Source organism: Streptomyces sp. NPDC005863 (assembly GCF_042871345.1).
In the GTDB taxonomy this organism is placed as follows: domain Bacteria; phylum Actinomycetota; class Actinomycetes; order Streptomycetales; family Streptomycetaceae; genus Streptomyces.
Window position 1 is genome coordinate 906,452 of record NZ_JBIAII010000001.1, and the last position, 12,802, is coordinate 919,253.

13 protein-coding genes are annotated in these 12,802 nt (G+C 70.6%); 3 read left to right on the top strand and 10 right to left on the bottom strand.

The window, feature by feature from the left end; all coding sequences use genetic code 11:
- Positions 1 to 89 precede the first annotated feature (89 nt).
- From ACFYO9_RS03840 to ACFYO9_RS03880, 9 genes are all read right to left on the bottom strand, one after another.
- The gene (locus ACFYO9_RS03840) at positions 90 to 911 is read right to left on the bottom strand and encodes a hypothetical protein (RefSeq protein WP_358777562.1); all 822 of its coding nucleotides are present in this window, start codon (positions 909 to 911) and stop codon (positions 90 to 92) included.
- Positions 908 to 1,210, bottom strand: a complete 303-nt coding sequence (locus ACFYO9_RS03845; protein ID WP_355803378.1) for an acyl carrier protein — start codon at positions 1,208 to 1,210, stop codon at positions 908 to 910. Before ACFYO9_RS03845 ends, ACFYO9_RS03840 begins: the two co-directional genes overlap by 4 nt.
- On the bottom strand, positions 1,207 to 2,946 hold the full coding sequence (locus ACFYO9_RS03850; RefSeq protein WP_358777563.1) for a fatty acyl-AMP ligase: 1,740 nt from the start codon (positions 2,944 to 2,946) through the stop codon (positions 1,207 to 1,209). Before ACFYO9_RS03850 ends, ACFYO9_RS03845 begins: the two co-directional genes overlap by 4 nt.
- A gap of 27 nt (positions 2,947 to 2,973) precedes the next feature.
- Entirely contained in the window at positions 2,974 to 3,768 is a 795-nt protein-coding gene (locus ACFYO9_RS03855) for a hypothetical protein (protein ID WP_355803382.1), read from the bottom strand.
- Between the two features lie 667 nt (positions 3,769 to 4,435).
- Complete coding sequence (locus ACFYO9_RS03860) at positions 4,436 to 5,305, bottom strand: serine protease (protein ID WP_358777564.1); 870 nt, start codon at positions 5,303 to 5,305, stop codon at positions 4,436 to 4,438.
- Positions 5,306 to 5,466: 161 nt separating this feature from the next.
- Positions 5,467 to 6,582 carry a hypothetical protein gene (locus ACFYO9_RS03865; protein ID WP_358777565.1) on the bottom strand — a complete coding sequence of 372 codons (1,116 nt, stop codon included), beginning with the start codon at positions 6,580 to 6,582 and terminating at the stop codon, positions 5,467 to 5,469.
- Between the two features lie 114 nt (positions 6,583 to 6,696).
- Positions 6,697 to 8,115: a DEAD/DEAH box helicase gene (locus tag ACFYO9_RS03870; protein ID WP_358777566.1), complete on the bottom strand. Its 1,419-nt coding sequence runs from the start codon at positions 8,113 to 8,115 to the stop codon at positions 6,697 to 6,699.
- 235 nt (positions 8,116 to 8,350) lie between these two features.
- Entirely contained in the window at positions 8,351 to 8,554 is a 204-nt protein-coding gene (locus tag ACFYO9_RS03875; RefSeq protein ID WP_030788646.1) for a cold-shock protein, read from the bottom strand.
- A gap of 316 nt (positions 8,555 to 8,870) precedes the next feature.
- On the bottom strand, positions 8,871 to 9,149 hold the full coding sequence (locus ACFYO9_RS03880) for a MerR family transcriptional regulator (RefSeq protein WP_358777597.1): 279 nt from the start codon (positions 9,147 to 9,149) through the stop codon (positions 8,871 to 8,873).
- A gap of 266 nt (positions 9,150 to 9,415) precedes the next feature.
- Between ACFYO9_RS03880 and ACFYO9_RS03885 the strand changes: the two genes are divergently transcribed.
- The gene (locus tag ACFYO9_RS03885; protein WP_358710211.1) at positions 9,416 to 9,841 is read left to right on the top strand and encodes an Hsp20/alpha crystallin family protein; all 426 of its coding nucleotides are present in this window, start codon (positions 9,416 to 9,418) and stop codon (positions 9,839 to 9,841) included.
- 128 nt (positions 9,842 to 9,969) lie between these two features.
- Here ACFYO9_RS03885 and ACFYO9_RS03890 read toward each other — a convergent pair whose 3' ends face one another.
- Entirely contained in the window at positions 9,970 to 10,821 is an 852-nt protein-coding gene (locus ACFYO9_RS03890; protein WP_358777567.1) for a serine protease, read from the bottom strand.
- Between the two features lie 213 nt (positions 10,822 to 11,034).
- On the opposite strand from ACFYO9_RS03890, the gene ACFYO9_RS03895 reads away from it, so the two are divergent.
- The gene (locus ACFYO9_RS03895; RefSeq protein ID WP_358777568.1) at positions 11,035 to 12,246 is read left to right on the top strand and encodes a pyridoxal phosphate-dependent aminotransferase; all 1,212 of its coding nucleotides are present in this window, start codon (positions 11,035 to 11,037) and stop codon (positions 12,244 to 12,246) included.
- 94 nt (positions 12,247 to 12,340) lie between these two features.
- On the top strand, positions 12,341 to 12,751 hold the full coding sequence (locus ACFYO9_RS03900; protein ID WP_358710209.1) for a hypothetical protein: 411 nt from the start codon (positions 12,341 to 12,343) through the stop codon (positions 12,749 to 12,751).
- The last annotated feature ends 51 nt before the right edge of the window (positions 12,752 to 12,802 follow it).

Sequence of the window (12,802 nt, forward strand, 5' to 3'; positions counted from 1 at the left end):
GCGGTGCGTGCCGCGGGCAACGTCTCACCCCCGGGACCGGTCGTCACCGGGAGGCGTCCCGTCCGGTTGCGCCGGGGACGCCCAGCGGCTCAGGTGTCCCAGGCGGGGCTCGTGTTGGGCGGGTAGCGGGAGCTACAGGCGCCGTTCACCCAGTCGTCCACGTCCTGCCCGTCCCACTCCAGCAGTTCATCGGCGTTCCGCTTGCACTTGTCGTAGTCGAGGCTTCCGTTGAGTCTGCTGACGGTGATGTCCTGGTTGAGGTGGTGGTATCCCTTGCCCGTCCGGTATTCCATCCGCACCGTCGTCCGGAGCAGCCCGAGGCGCAGATCCCCGCGCACCACGGTCAGGACCCCCTGCTGGACATTGCTGTTCTTCTCCGGCTGCCCCTCGTGCTCGACCGCCAGTTGGCCGATTTTTTTGATGGAGGTGACGATGCCGTCGAACGCGTCCATCGGCACCACCCCGTCGAATTCGATCGAGTAGTAGACCGCCTCGATGGCCGGCAGCAGGGAGAGGGATGAGATGGACGCACTCCTGCTGTCGTCCACGATGTCGGTGAGGAACGGCATATATCTGAACTGCCATTCGAGGCTGACCCACTCACCCAGGTCGAATTCCGTGGAAGACGGATCGAATCCCGCGGATTCCTCGGCCTTGCGCAAAATGGTGGCGGCCACGGACTGCCACGAGCCGAAGGACGCCAGCGGCCCCAGGTCCGGCAGCTCGCTGTCGTCCGTGCCGTAGGAATTGCCCACCCCTTTCTCCTGGCTTCCGTGGTCGAGCGAGCCGCTGTCGGCGCTCAGCCGCGCAAGCCTCGCCCACGCCTCCCGCAGGGGCGCCGGCCTGCCCTGCGCCCACATGGCGATCTCCAGCGCTTCCCGCCGCGACTGCTCTTGCGTCGGCGTACTCACTGCCGTCCTCCGGCACTCGGGACGCGGTCGGCGTACCGTTCACGCGACGCACAGATCAAGCGCTCGATGTCCCGCACCGTCTGCACCTGAATGACGGCCTCGAATCCCAGGTTGACCCGGAAGCCCAACTCCACCGCGCCCAGCAGCCGGAGGAGAATCATGGAGTCGACTCCGGGCAGCTCTCTCACCATGGTGGTGCTCTCGATCTCCCCGGGGCACTCCGCGCCGCCGGAATCCAATGTCTCGCGGATCAGGGAGTACAGCTGCTCTCGCTCCTTCAGGGACAGATGGGTGTTCATGGCCGCTCCTCGGTAAGGGTGCGCGGAGAGGGCTTGGGAAGAGTTCCCTCCAGATAGCGCTGCCTTGTTCTGCTTCGCCTCACCTTTCCGCTGGAGGTCTTGGGCAGTTCCCCCGGCGCCAGCAGGAGGACATCCGCCACGGGCAGGGACAGCCGCGCCTGGATGTGGCCGCGGACCTGCCGCGCCACCGTGGCGGCGTCCCCGCCGCGCAGCTCGGCGACGATCACCACCTCCTCGGTGGCCCGGCCCTGCCGGGTGAAGGCCACGGCGTTGCCCTCGCGCAGGCCGGGCACCTCGGCCGCGGCCCACTCCACCGTCTGGGGGTCGTGATTGCGCCCGTTGATGATCAGCAGGTCCTTCTTGCGGCTCGTCACGTGGAGGACGCCTTCCGCCAGGTATCCGCAGTCCCCCGTGCGCAGGCCACCGGCCGTGAAGCTCCGCCGGGTCGCCTCCGCGTCACCGTGGTAGCCCGCGGCCACGCTCGGCCCCTGGAGGACCACCTCGCCGATGTGCCGTTCCGGGAGGACGTTCCCCGCGTCGTCCACGATGAGGATGCGATGACCCGCGATGGGGCGCCCGCAGGGCACGAACGCCACCCGCGGCCCGGGGACCTCCGCCGCCGCGGGCCGCGCGAGGCCGCTCGCGTGGTAGGGCTCCTTCTGGATGACGTCCGGGGCGAGCGGAACTCCGATCTCGCCGAACGAGATCGCGAGGGTCGCCTCCGCCATGCCGTAGCAGGGCACCACCGTCCCGGGCCGCAACCCTGCCGCCGCGAAGTGTGCCGCGAAGGTGCGCAGCGTCTCCGGGTGGTTGGGCTCGGCGCCGCAGCCCACGACCCTCAGGCAGGACAGGTCCAGCCGCTCCACCTCCTGCGCGGAGGTGTGCTTGAGGGCCAGCGCCAGGCCGAAGTTGGGCGCGAAGGTCACGCTCGCACGGTGGCGGCTCACCGTTTCCAGCCAGAGCCCCGGGGAGAGCGCGAAGCGCAGCGTCGGGAGGAAGGTCACCGGGCAGCGCGCGACCAGCGGCGCCAGTACGAAGCCGACCAGCCCCATGTCGTGGTACATGGGCAACCAGCTCACGCCCCGGTCCCGGCCGCGTTCCAGGCGAAGGGCGCTGATGATGGCCGAGCAGTTGGCGAGCACGTTGGCGTGCGTGACCCGCACCCCCTTGGGGGCCGCCGTGCTCCCCGAGGTGAACTGCAGGAACATCACGTCCTCCGGGAGGATCGCCTCGGCCCCGGGCGCACTGCCCACCAGGGGCTCGGCGAAGAACTCCTCCGGGACGACGACCCGTAACCCCTCGACGGCCAGCAGGTCCGCCAGGCTCCGGGACACCAGGAGCGCGCGGGCTCCCGCCGCCCGGAGGATGCCGGCGGCGTCCTCGCGGTACGCGTCGAGCCTGCCGAGGCTCATGGGCGGATACATGGGGACCGGGACGACGCCCACCGAGACCGCGCCCAGGAAGGAGAGGACGAACTCCCGCTGCTCGGGGACGATGAGCGCGATGCGCTCTCCCCTGCGCAGTCCGCTCCGGAGCAGCCGGCGCCCCCGGCGCAGGGCCTCCCGCGACAGCTCCGCCCAGCTCACGAAGTGCTCGCGCCCGTCCTCCTGGACGAAGGTGAAGCCACTGTCCGCATGGCCGAGGTTGTCGGCGAGGACCTGGGCGAAGGTCGAGGGCGACACGGCGAAGGTCGAGGGCGGTACTCCCTCGGGCGGCGGCACTCCGGCGGCGGACACGGCAGGCTCAGTCGTCCCGGGCGGGGCTCAGTTGTCCCAGGCGGGGCTCTGGTTGGGCTGCTGCGAGGCACTGGCCGTACCGTTCGCCCAGTCGTCCACGTCCTTGCCGTCCCAGTCGAGCAGCTTGTCGGCGGAGCGCCGGCACTTGTCGAAGTCGAGCACGCCGTAGCCCCGGTAGACCTGGAGGGACTGGGTCAGCTGCTCGTACCCCTTGCCCTTCTTGTGCTCCATCGACACCGTGGTCCTGACGACTCCGAGGTAGAGCTTGCTGGCGTGGACCGACAGGCACCCGATCTGCTGGTTGCTGTTCTTCTGCGTCTGCCTCTCGGTGGAGAGCGCCAGCTGGCCGACCTTCTTGATGGACTCCACGATGGCCAGGTAGTTCTCCGGCGACATGAAGCTCTTGAGCAGGTCGTCCACCGCGTCGAGGGCGCTCTTCAGGGAGAGCGAGGAGATGCTCGCCTCGCGGTAGTCGTAGGTGTATTGCAGGCATAACGGGATCGAGGCGAATTTCGTGAGGAAGTTGTTCCAGGACTTCAGATCGAAGGTCGTGCCTCCCGGGTCGAAGCCGCTGACGCTCTCGGCCTTGTGCACGATGGTGGCGGCGACGGACTCCCACGAGCCGAAGTCCGACAGCGCGCCCAGGTCGGGCAGCCTGCTGCCGTCTCCCACCGCGTTGTTGCCCACTCCTTGGTCGTCGCTCCCGGAGTCGAACCGCGAGAGCAGGGACAGGGCGGCGGCGTCCGGCTCGGGGGAGGGCGTCTCCCACAGCGCGAGCTCCGCGGCCTCTCGGCGGGCCTGGGACTGGCTGATCTCGGTCATGGCTGCTCCTTGTCCACGGGTGGGGTGCTGCACGGCGAGATGAGACGACGCCCGAAGAGGGGTCTCAGCTGTTCTGCGAAGCCTCGTCGACGCGGGCGGAACGCTCGGGAGCGAGGGCGCACGCTCAGGAGCACGGGGAGCCTAACCGCCTTACCCCCGTGACGGTGCCCCTAACTTCCGGACAAGGCAGGCAAGACGGAAATGGCACCCTTGCGTGTTTGCGGCAGTTGCCCGACGGGACCTCGGACCTCCGACGGTGACCGGCACCGGCCGCCCGCCGCGGACCGCATATGTCACAGGCCTGCGCCGTGGCGGACCTGGTCGACCCGACCTCCGGTCCGCCTGCCGGCCTCCGCGCCGGGGAGCGGTGACCCCGAGACGCGGGACGCGGAAGGGCCCTCTTCAGGACGCCCGCCACGCCGCCGCGAGCATCCCGCTGTTCTGATTCTCGGCGTCCCGGACGGGACCCGCTGCACGCCCGACCTTCGGGACGCGGGGACTTCTCGTGAACGGCGGTGACGGCGTCCGTCGAGCACGACCGCGGCGGTGGCCTGGGCGGATCGCGCTTCGGCGAGACCCTGCAGGACCGACGAGAAGCCCCCTCCCCGTCGTGTGCCGGGGAGGGGGCCGCGTACGCCGAACGACGAAAGCCGCTCGCTACCTGTCGCTACCTCTGCGCGGCGGCCGGCCGAGGCAGCCTGCACCCCTTGCGGTCCAGGTCGATCGCGCTCTTCTTGCCGACGCACGGCACGATCCCGTACGTCTCCTGGGCGTAGTTGATGCCCTTGCGCACGGTCACCCGGCCCTTCCGGTCGATCTCACAGGGGTTGTTGAGGGTGCAGCGCTCGCCGTCCTCGTTGCCCGTGTTGTTGATCGCGGTGACCTTGCCGGTCTTGTGGTCGATCACCGGCGAACCGGAGGTGCCGCCGATCGTCTGGCACGCGGGGGTGTAGCGGACCGAGTCCTTCCAGGTCCACTCGCCCTCCTTGATGCGGTGGACGAACCCGTCGATGTTGCAGCTGTACGTCTTCTTCCAGTATCCGGAGACGACGGTGATCGCCCGCCCCTTCACCGGATGGTCGGCCGCCAGCTCCAGCGGCTTGATCTTGTACTTCTTCGTGATGTCGCGGTAGCTGCTGGTCAGCCGGTAGATCGTGATGTCGGTGTCCGTCATCGTCGCGTACGACACCTTGGATGCCTTGAGCGTGGCGACCTCGTTCGACTTCGCGTCGAGCAGCTTGAAGGTGCGGGTGGACGGCTGGTCGACGATCACCTCGCCGGCCGCGGGGAAACCGGACTCTATGCAGTGGCCGTTGGTGAGGACGAGCGCCGGATCACCGGGCTTGGAGTGCGGCGTGCGGACGACCGAGCCGGAGCAGTTGCTGAGCGCCACCGTCCCCGCGAAGTCGACCGCCTTGGCCCGGCCGTGCGAGGGCCGGTCCTGCCCGGTCCGGTCGGCGGAGCCCGCGAACGCGGGTACCGCCCCGGCACCGGCCAGCGCGAGGGCGAGCACACCGCCCGCGACCGCTCTGCTCATCTGTCCCATCTGTGGAGCCCCCCTTGTGACGTACGCCGGTCGTGCGGATGTCAGGGGCATTCTTGGCGGACGCCGCACGGACGGACAAGGGGTCGGGGCTCTTGCCCTTTCCCCCGGGGCCCCGTGGCCGGAGTCCCGCGGGTCCGCCCGCGGGCTCGGCGCTACGAGCGCGTGGCCGTCGCGCAGTCGTCGTCCGCATCCGTCCCGCCGCCACCCGCGTCGAGCGGCTTGCTGCGGTCGTACGGGTCGAGCCGGTGCTCCGCGTCGGTGGGCCGGTCGCGGTCCCCGCCGAAGGGCGGCACGAAGTAGCCGGTCGGGGCGGAACAGCCGCCGTTGGTCATGTCCAGCTTGTACGAGACGAGGGACATCGTGCCCGGTTCGGTGGCGATCCTGGACGGGTCGTCCCAGCTCATCACCACCGTGCGGCGCGCGATCGTCCGGACGACCTCGTCGCTCCGCCCGCCGTCGGCCGCCGGGGTGACCGGGTAGACGAAGGTGACGTCCGCCGTCACCTCGACCGCGCCGAGCTCGCCCTCCCGGTACGTGAGCCGACCGCGCGTCTTGACCACGTCGCCGACCAGCCGGGCCTGCTCCGGCCGGAAGCGGCTGAACAGCAGCAGCGGGTCGGTCTCGGGGGTGGGCCTCGCCGAGGACAGGGCGCGGCGCAGATAGGCCTGGACGCCCTTCTGATGCGGATTCAGGAGCGCGATCGCCTTCGTGGGGCGCTCGCCGCGCAGGACGCGCGGGTCGAGCTCCGCGGCCACCAAGAAGTCCCGGCTCCGCCGCAGCGCCCGCTCGACCTGCGCCGCGTCCATCCATCCGGTCGCCTCGGCCCGCGGCACCGTGATCCCCGCCGCCCCGTCCGCCCAGCGTGCCGCGGGCGAGCCCCGGAACGGTTCGTCGCGGGTCGGGCGCCGGGCAGGGCCGTCGTCGGGCGCCCCGCTCGGCCGCGCGGACTCGGCGGCCAACGGAGTGTCGTCCTGCCCGCCGCCGCCGAACCAGTCGGCGACCCGGTGCGGGAAGAGCGCCACGCCCAGCAGGGCGACGGCGACCACGAGACCGGCCACGTACCGGCCCGTCCTGCGCCGGGGCCGCGCCGGTGTGTACGTACGCCACCCCTCCGGTTGCCCGGAGCCTTTCGCCGCCGACCCCTTCGGCGCTGACCCCTTCGGCGTCGGCCGCCGCACGGCACGTTCGCGCGCCGACGGCTCGACCGGCGCCCCGGCCGCGCCGTTCACCGAGTCACGGAGGAACCGCTCCCACTCCTCGTCGGACACGGACGACCCGTCCGCGCCCCCACCACTCCCGCCCACGCCGCACTCCCCTGCCACGCTCAGCCGTTCGAAACCGCCCGCATGATCGCACGAGCGGGCCGGGGCCCCGCGGCCCGGTCAGGCCGCGGTGTCGGTCCGGGTGCGGGCGGCGTAGGCACGGCGCGCGCGGCCGTCGCGGGGGCGGCGGCCACCGGACGAGGCGCTGCGGCGGGGGCTCTCCTTCGGCGGCGCCGGGATGGTCACCGGGATGCCCGAGGGCGCCTTGGCGCCGGTGATGCGCGTCAACTCCGCCTCGCCCGAACGGACTTGGGCGGTGTGCGGCCGGATACCCGCAGCCGCCATCAGCCGGTTCATGTCGCGCCGCTGCGCCGAGGTGACCAGGGTGACGACGCTGCCCGAACCGCCGGCCCGGGCGGTACGGCCGCCGCGGTGCAGGTAGTCCTTGTGGTCGGCGGGCGGGTCGACGTTGACGACGAGGTCGAGGTCGTCGACGTGGATGCCGCGCGCCGCGACGTTCGTGGCGACGAGCGCGGTGACCTGGCCGGACTTGAACTGGGCGAGCGTACGGGTGCGTTGGGGCTGGGACTTGCCGCCGTGCAGCGCCGCGGCGCGCACCCCGCTGTTCAGCAGGTGCGTGGTGAGCCGGTCGACCGCGTGCTTGGTGTCGAGGAAGAGGATCACGCGGCCGTCGCGGGCGGCGATCTCCGTGGTGGCGGCGTACTTGTCGGCCCCGTGGATGTGCAGCACGTGGTGCTCCATCGTGGTGACCGCGCCCGCCGAGGGGTCGACCGAGTGGACGACGGGGTCGCTGAGGTAGCGGCGGACCAGCAGGTCGACGTTGCGGTCGAGCGTGGCCGAGAACAGCATCCGCTGGCCGTCCGGGCGCACCTGGTCGAGAAGCTCGGTGACCTGCGGCAGGAAGCCCATGTCGGCCATCTGGTCGGCCTCGTCGAGGACGGTGATCGCGACCCGGTCCAGGTGGCAGTCACGGCGCTCGATGAGGTCCTTGAGCCGGCCCGGCGTCGCGACGACGACCTCGGCGCCGGAGCGCAGGGCGCCGGCCTGCCGTCCGATCGACATGCCGCCGACGACGGTGGCCATGCGCAGCCGCTGCGCCCTGGCGTACGGGGTGAGCGCGTCCGTCACCTGCTGGGCGAGCTCGCGGGTGGGCACGAGGATCAGGGCGAGCGGGCGGCGCGGTTCGGCGCGCTGTCCCGCGGTGCGGGCGAGCACCGCGAGGCCGAAGGCGAGGGTCTTGCCGGAGCCGGTGCGGCCGCGGCCCAGGACGTCCCGGCCCGCGAGGGAGTTGGGCAGCGTGGCCGCCTGGATCGGGAAGGGGGCGGTGACGCCGAGCCCGGTGAGGGTCGTGAGCACCCCGTCGGGCAGGCCGAGCGCGGCGAAGTCCTCGACGGGCGGGAGGGCCGGGGTGACGGTGACCGGCAGCGCGAACTCTCCCTGGAGCGGCGCGGGGCGGCGGCCCGCGCTCTGGGGGCGCCGGCTGTTCGTGCGCGTGGGGCGGTGAGCAGAGCGGTTCATGGAGAACCTTCCTCGATGCGGCGCGTATCGAGGAATTCTGGGCGGCACCGACCGGTGCCGAGAATCGCAGGAACGGCCGGGGAAAATGAATCACATTCCCGGCCGCGGCGGAATTATTCCGTGGCCGGCCGGTGAAAAGCGGGGAAACGCGAAAGGTCTCCCCGGAAAACACAACGGGCTGGGGCCCGCACCCAAGGTGCGGGCCCCAGCCACGAAGTACGCGTGAGCGTCAGCGTCAGGCGGGAACGATGTTCTCGGCCTGCGGGCCCTTCTGGCCCTGCGTGACGTCGAAGGTCACCTTCTGGCCCTCCTGCAGCTCACGGAAGCCCTGGGTGGCGATGTTCGAGTAGTGAGCGAAGACGTCGGCGCCGCCGCCCTCCTGCTCGATGAAGCCGAAGCCCTTTTCCGCGTTGAACCACTTCACGGTGCCAGTAGCCATGTCATATCTCCTTCGGGGCAGTGCCCGGGAGCCCGCACTGTGCGCACTCCGCGTCGCCGCGATGATTACCCCGTCCGGAAATGACCGGCAATACAAAGTGCCCCCGTCGGCACCTAACGCCAACTGGAGCACTTGAAGTCTCTGGGAACCACAACTGCAACTGAAATCGACAGTAGCACGGGACCGGCGTCGGCGCGCGGCTTTGCAAATCGCGTCGCCGGCGGGCGAATAACCGCCGCGCTCTTCACGCGAAATTCTGCCTTTGCCGCCGCAGATATGCGCAGGCGCGGGGGGCAGCGTTTCGCGTACGGCGCCCTCAGGACGACGACGGCTCGTCGGGCTCGGTGTCCTGGCGCAGCCCCTCGTTGAGGCGGAGCGCCTCTTCGAGCTGGTCCTCCAGGATGACGATGCGGCAGGCCGCGTCGACGGGCGTGCCCTGGTCGACGAGCTCGCGGGCGCGGGCCGCGATGCGCAGCTGGTAGCGGGAGTAGCGGCGGTGGCCGCCCTCGGACCGGAGCGGGGCGATGAGCCGGGCCTCGCCGACCGCGCGGAGGAAGGCCGGCGTGGCACCGATCAGCTCGGCGGCCCGGCCCATCGTGTAGGCGGGGTAGTCGTCGTCATCGAGCCGGTCGGGGCTGTGCGAGGAGGTCACCGACGGAACGCTACCAACCGGCGTGCGCGCATGTCTGCCTCGGCCACGACAGGTATCGCCGGTCAGCCCGACAGGTTGCGCCGGTCAGCGGGCCGCCAGTGAGCCCCGTCCGCCCAGCCTTGAGTCGGGGCTTGTCAATTTTCTGTCGGCGAGCTATATACATAAAGCGTAGGGCATCGCACCCAACACCTGACGAGAGGAGCCCCGTGATGCTCATGCGTACCGACCCGTTCCGCGAGTTCGACCGCCTCACCCAGCAGGTCTTCGGATCCGGACGGCCTTCGGGGATGCAGATGGACGCGTACCGCGCAGGCGACGACTTCGTGGTCCACTTCGACCTGCCGGGCGTCGACCCCGAATCGATCGACCTGGACGTCGAGCGGAACATCCTGAGCGTGCAGGCCGAGCGCCGCTCCCCCGCCCCCGAGAACGTCGAGATGGTCGTGGCCGAGCGCCCCGCCGGCACCTTCACCCGCCAGCTCTTCCTCGGCGACACCCTCGACACCGAGCGGATCGACGCGTCGTACGACGCCGGCGTCCTGACCCTGCGCATCCCGGTCGCCGAACAGGCCAAGCCGCGCAAGATCCGGATCAGCGGCGGCGACGGCGGCGGCCCGCGGCAGATCAGCGGCTGACCCATCCGGACACCGGCCCCGCACGGGCCGGTACAGAAGACGGGCCGGGACCGGCGCCGACGGGCGCCGCTCCCGGCCCGAGCCGAGCGGGGGCCACCGGCCCCCCCCGACCCTGTCAGCCGACCGTGTTACCTGGCCCCGGACGGCTTGGGCAGCTCACAGCCCGCGCGGCTCAGGTCGATCTTGTTGCCGGCGCCGACGCACGGCACGATCCAGTAGGTCTGCTGGGCGTAGTTGATGCCCTTGCGGACCGTGACCGTGCCGTTCTCGTCGACCTCGCACGGGTTGTTGTCCGTGCACCGGGCGCCGTCCTCGTTGCCGGTGTTGTTGACGGCGACGACCTTGCCGGTCGCGTCGTCGATCACCGGCGAGCCGGAGGTGCCGCCGATCGTCTGGCAGGCGGGGGTGTAGCGGACCGAGTCCTTCCAGGTCCAGCTCCCCTCCTTCAGGCGGTAGGCGAAGCCGTCGACGTTGCACTTGTACAGCCGCTTCCAGTACCCGGAGGCGACGGTGATCGCCCTGCCCTGCTGGGGCCGCGCACTGTTCAGCTCCAGCGCCTTGATCCCGTAGCGGCTCTCGATGTCGCTGTAGGTGCTGGTGAGTTGGTAGAGCGAGATGTCGGTGTCGGTCATCGTGCCGTACGCGATCTTGCTGGCCCGGACGGTGCCCGCGTTGCCGCCGGAGGCGTTGAGCAGCGTGAAGCTCCGGGTCGACGCCTTGTTGACGATGACCTGTCCGGGCGCGGGGAAGCCGCTCTCCAGGCAGTGGCCGTTGGACAGGACGAGCGCGGGGTCGCCGGGCTTGGAGTCGGGCACGCGGACCACGGAACCGGAACAGTTGCTGAGCGCGACGGTTCCCGCGAAGTTGACCGCCTGGGCCTTCGGCACGGCGGGGCGTTCGTTGCTGACGGCTGTCGCAGGCGCGGCGGTCGCTCCCAGGAGCAGAGCGGCGAAGCACGCACCGACGAGAGGCTTGTTCATGTGGGGGTCCCCTCTTGATGACACGGTGACGGACGTGAGTTCAGAGTTGTCATGCGCATTGTTGGGGCCCCAGGGCGCCAGGACAAGACCGTAAACGGACACAACTGACCGCTGACAGAACACTGCCCCTCAGCCGCCCTCCGCTCCCCCGCCGTCCCCCTTGTGTCCGAAAACACGGAGCGGCCCGCACGACCCGGCCGTAAGCTCGCGGACATGCAGGTCATCCAGTCGACGAAGCTCTCCAACGTCTGTTACGAGATCCGGGGCCCGGTGCTCGATGAGGCGATGCGGCTGGAGGCGGCCGGACACCGCATCCTCAAGCTCAACACCGGCAACCCCGCCGCCTTCGGCTTCGAGTGCCCGCCCGAGATCCTGGAGGACATCCTCCGCAACGTCGGCGACGCCCACGGCTACGGCGACGCGAAGGGCCTCCTGGCCGCCCGCCGCGCGGTCGTCATGCACAACCAGACCCTCGGCATCGAGACCGACGTCGAGCACGTCTTCATCGGCAACGGCGTCTCCGAGCTCATCGTGATGGCCATGCAGGGCCTGCTCGACGACGGCGACGAGGTCCTCGTACCTGCGCCGGACTATCCGCTGTGGACCGCGGCCGTCTCACTGTCCGGCGGCACCGCCGTGCACTACCGCTGCGACGAGCAGGCCGACTGGATGCCGGACCTCGCCGACATCGAGCGCAAGGTCACCGACCGCACCAAGGCGCTCGTGATCATCAACCCGAACAACCCGACCGGCGCCGTCTACAGCGACGAGATGCTGCGCGGGCTCACGGACATCGCGCGCCGCCACAACCTGCTGGTCTGTTCGGACGAGATCTACGACAAGATCCTCTACGACGGCGCGACGCACACGCCGACCGCCGCCATCGCCCCCGACCTGCTGACCCTCACCTTCAACGGCATGTCGAAGGCGTACCGGGTGGCGGGCTACCGGGTCGGCTGGATGGCGATCTCGGGCCCGAAGGCGCACGCCTCCTCGTACATCGAAGGCCTGACGATCCTGGCCAACATGCGCCTGTGCGCGAACATGCCGGGCCAGCACGGGGTGGTCGCCGCGCTGAGCGGACGTCAGACGATCAACGACCTCGTCCTGCCGGGCGGACGGCTCCTGGAGCAGCGCGACACCGCGTACGACCTGCTGACCCAGATCCCCGGGGTGAGCTGTGTGAAGCCGAAGGGGTCGCTGTACCTCTTCCCGCGGCTCGACCCGAAGGTCTTCAAGATCAAGGACGACCGGCAGATGGTCCTCGACCTGCTGCGCGCCGAGAAGATCATGGTGGTGCACGGTACGGGGTTCAACTGGCCGGAACCGGACCACTTCCGGGTGGTGACGCTGCCGACCGCGACGGACCTGGCGGAGGCGGTCACCCGGATCGGGAACTTCCTGGACGGCTACAGCCAGCCGTGACGGCACACCGCGCGGGCCACACCTTGGCCTCGGCTCAACTTTAGACAGAATCTAAGCTAGGATGGCATTCAAGCAACCGTCTGGAGGCCATCCCATGTACGAGCCGATCCGCACCAAGTCGGTCCACACGGTGGCCGACGACGCGGGCTTCCCCCATCGCTCCCGCGAGGAAGAGCTGGACATCCAGCTCGCCGGGCACCTCGCCGCGCTCCTCGCCGTCACCGACGAGCTGCGCGCGCTGGCCCCCAGCGCCGACCTCGACACCGCGGCCGAGCGGCTCGCGCTCCAGGTCGCCCGGCTGCGCGGCGGCGTACGTCCGGTGCGCTCGGCCGTCGCGTCGGCCATCCACGAACCGCACTCCGCCGCCCTGCACCAGCGCGCCCACGCCCTCGCGGGCCGCGCCCTGGTCGTGGCGGCCTCCCGCGCCGACACCGCGGCGGCGATCCTGGCCGCCGAGCGCATGGACGCCCACGCGGACGCCACGCGCCTGGTCGGCGCCCCCTGATCGGCCCCGGTCCGCGGCCGGGGAGGCCACGGACCGGGTGCCACCTACCAA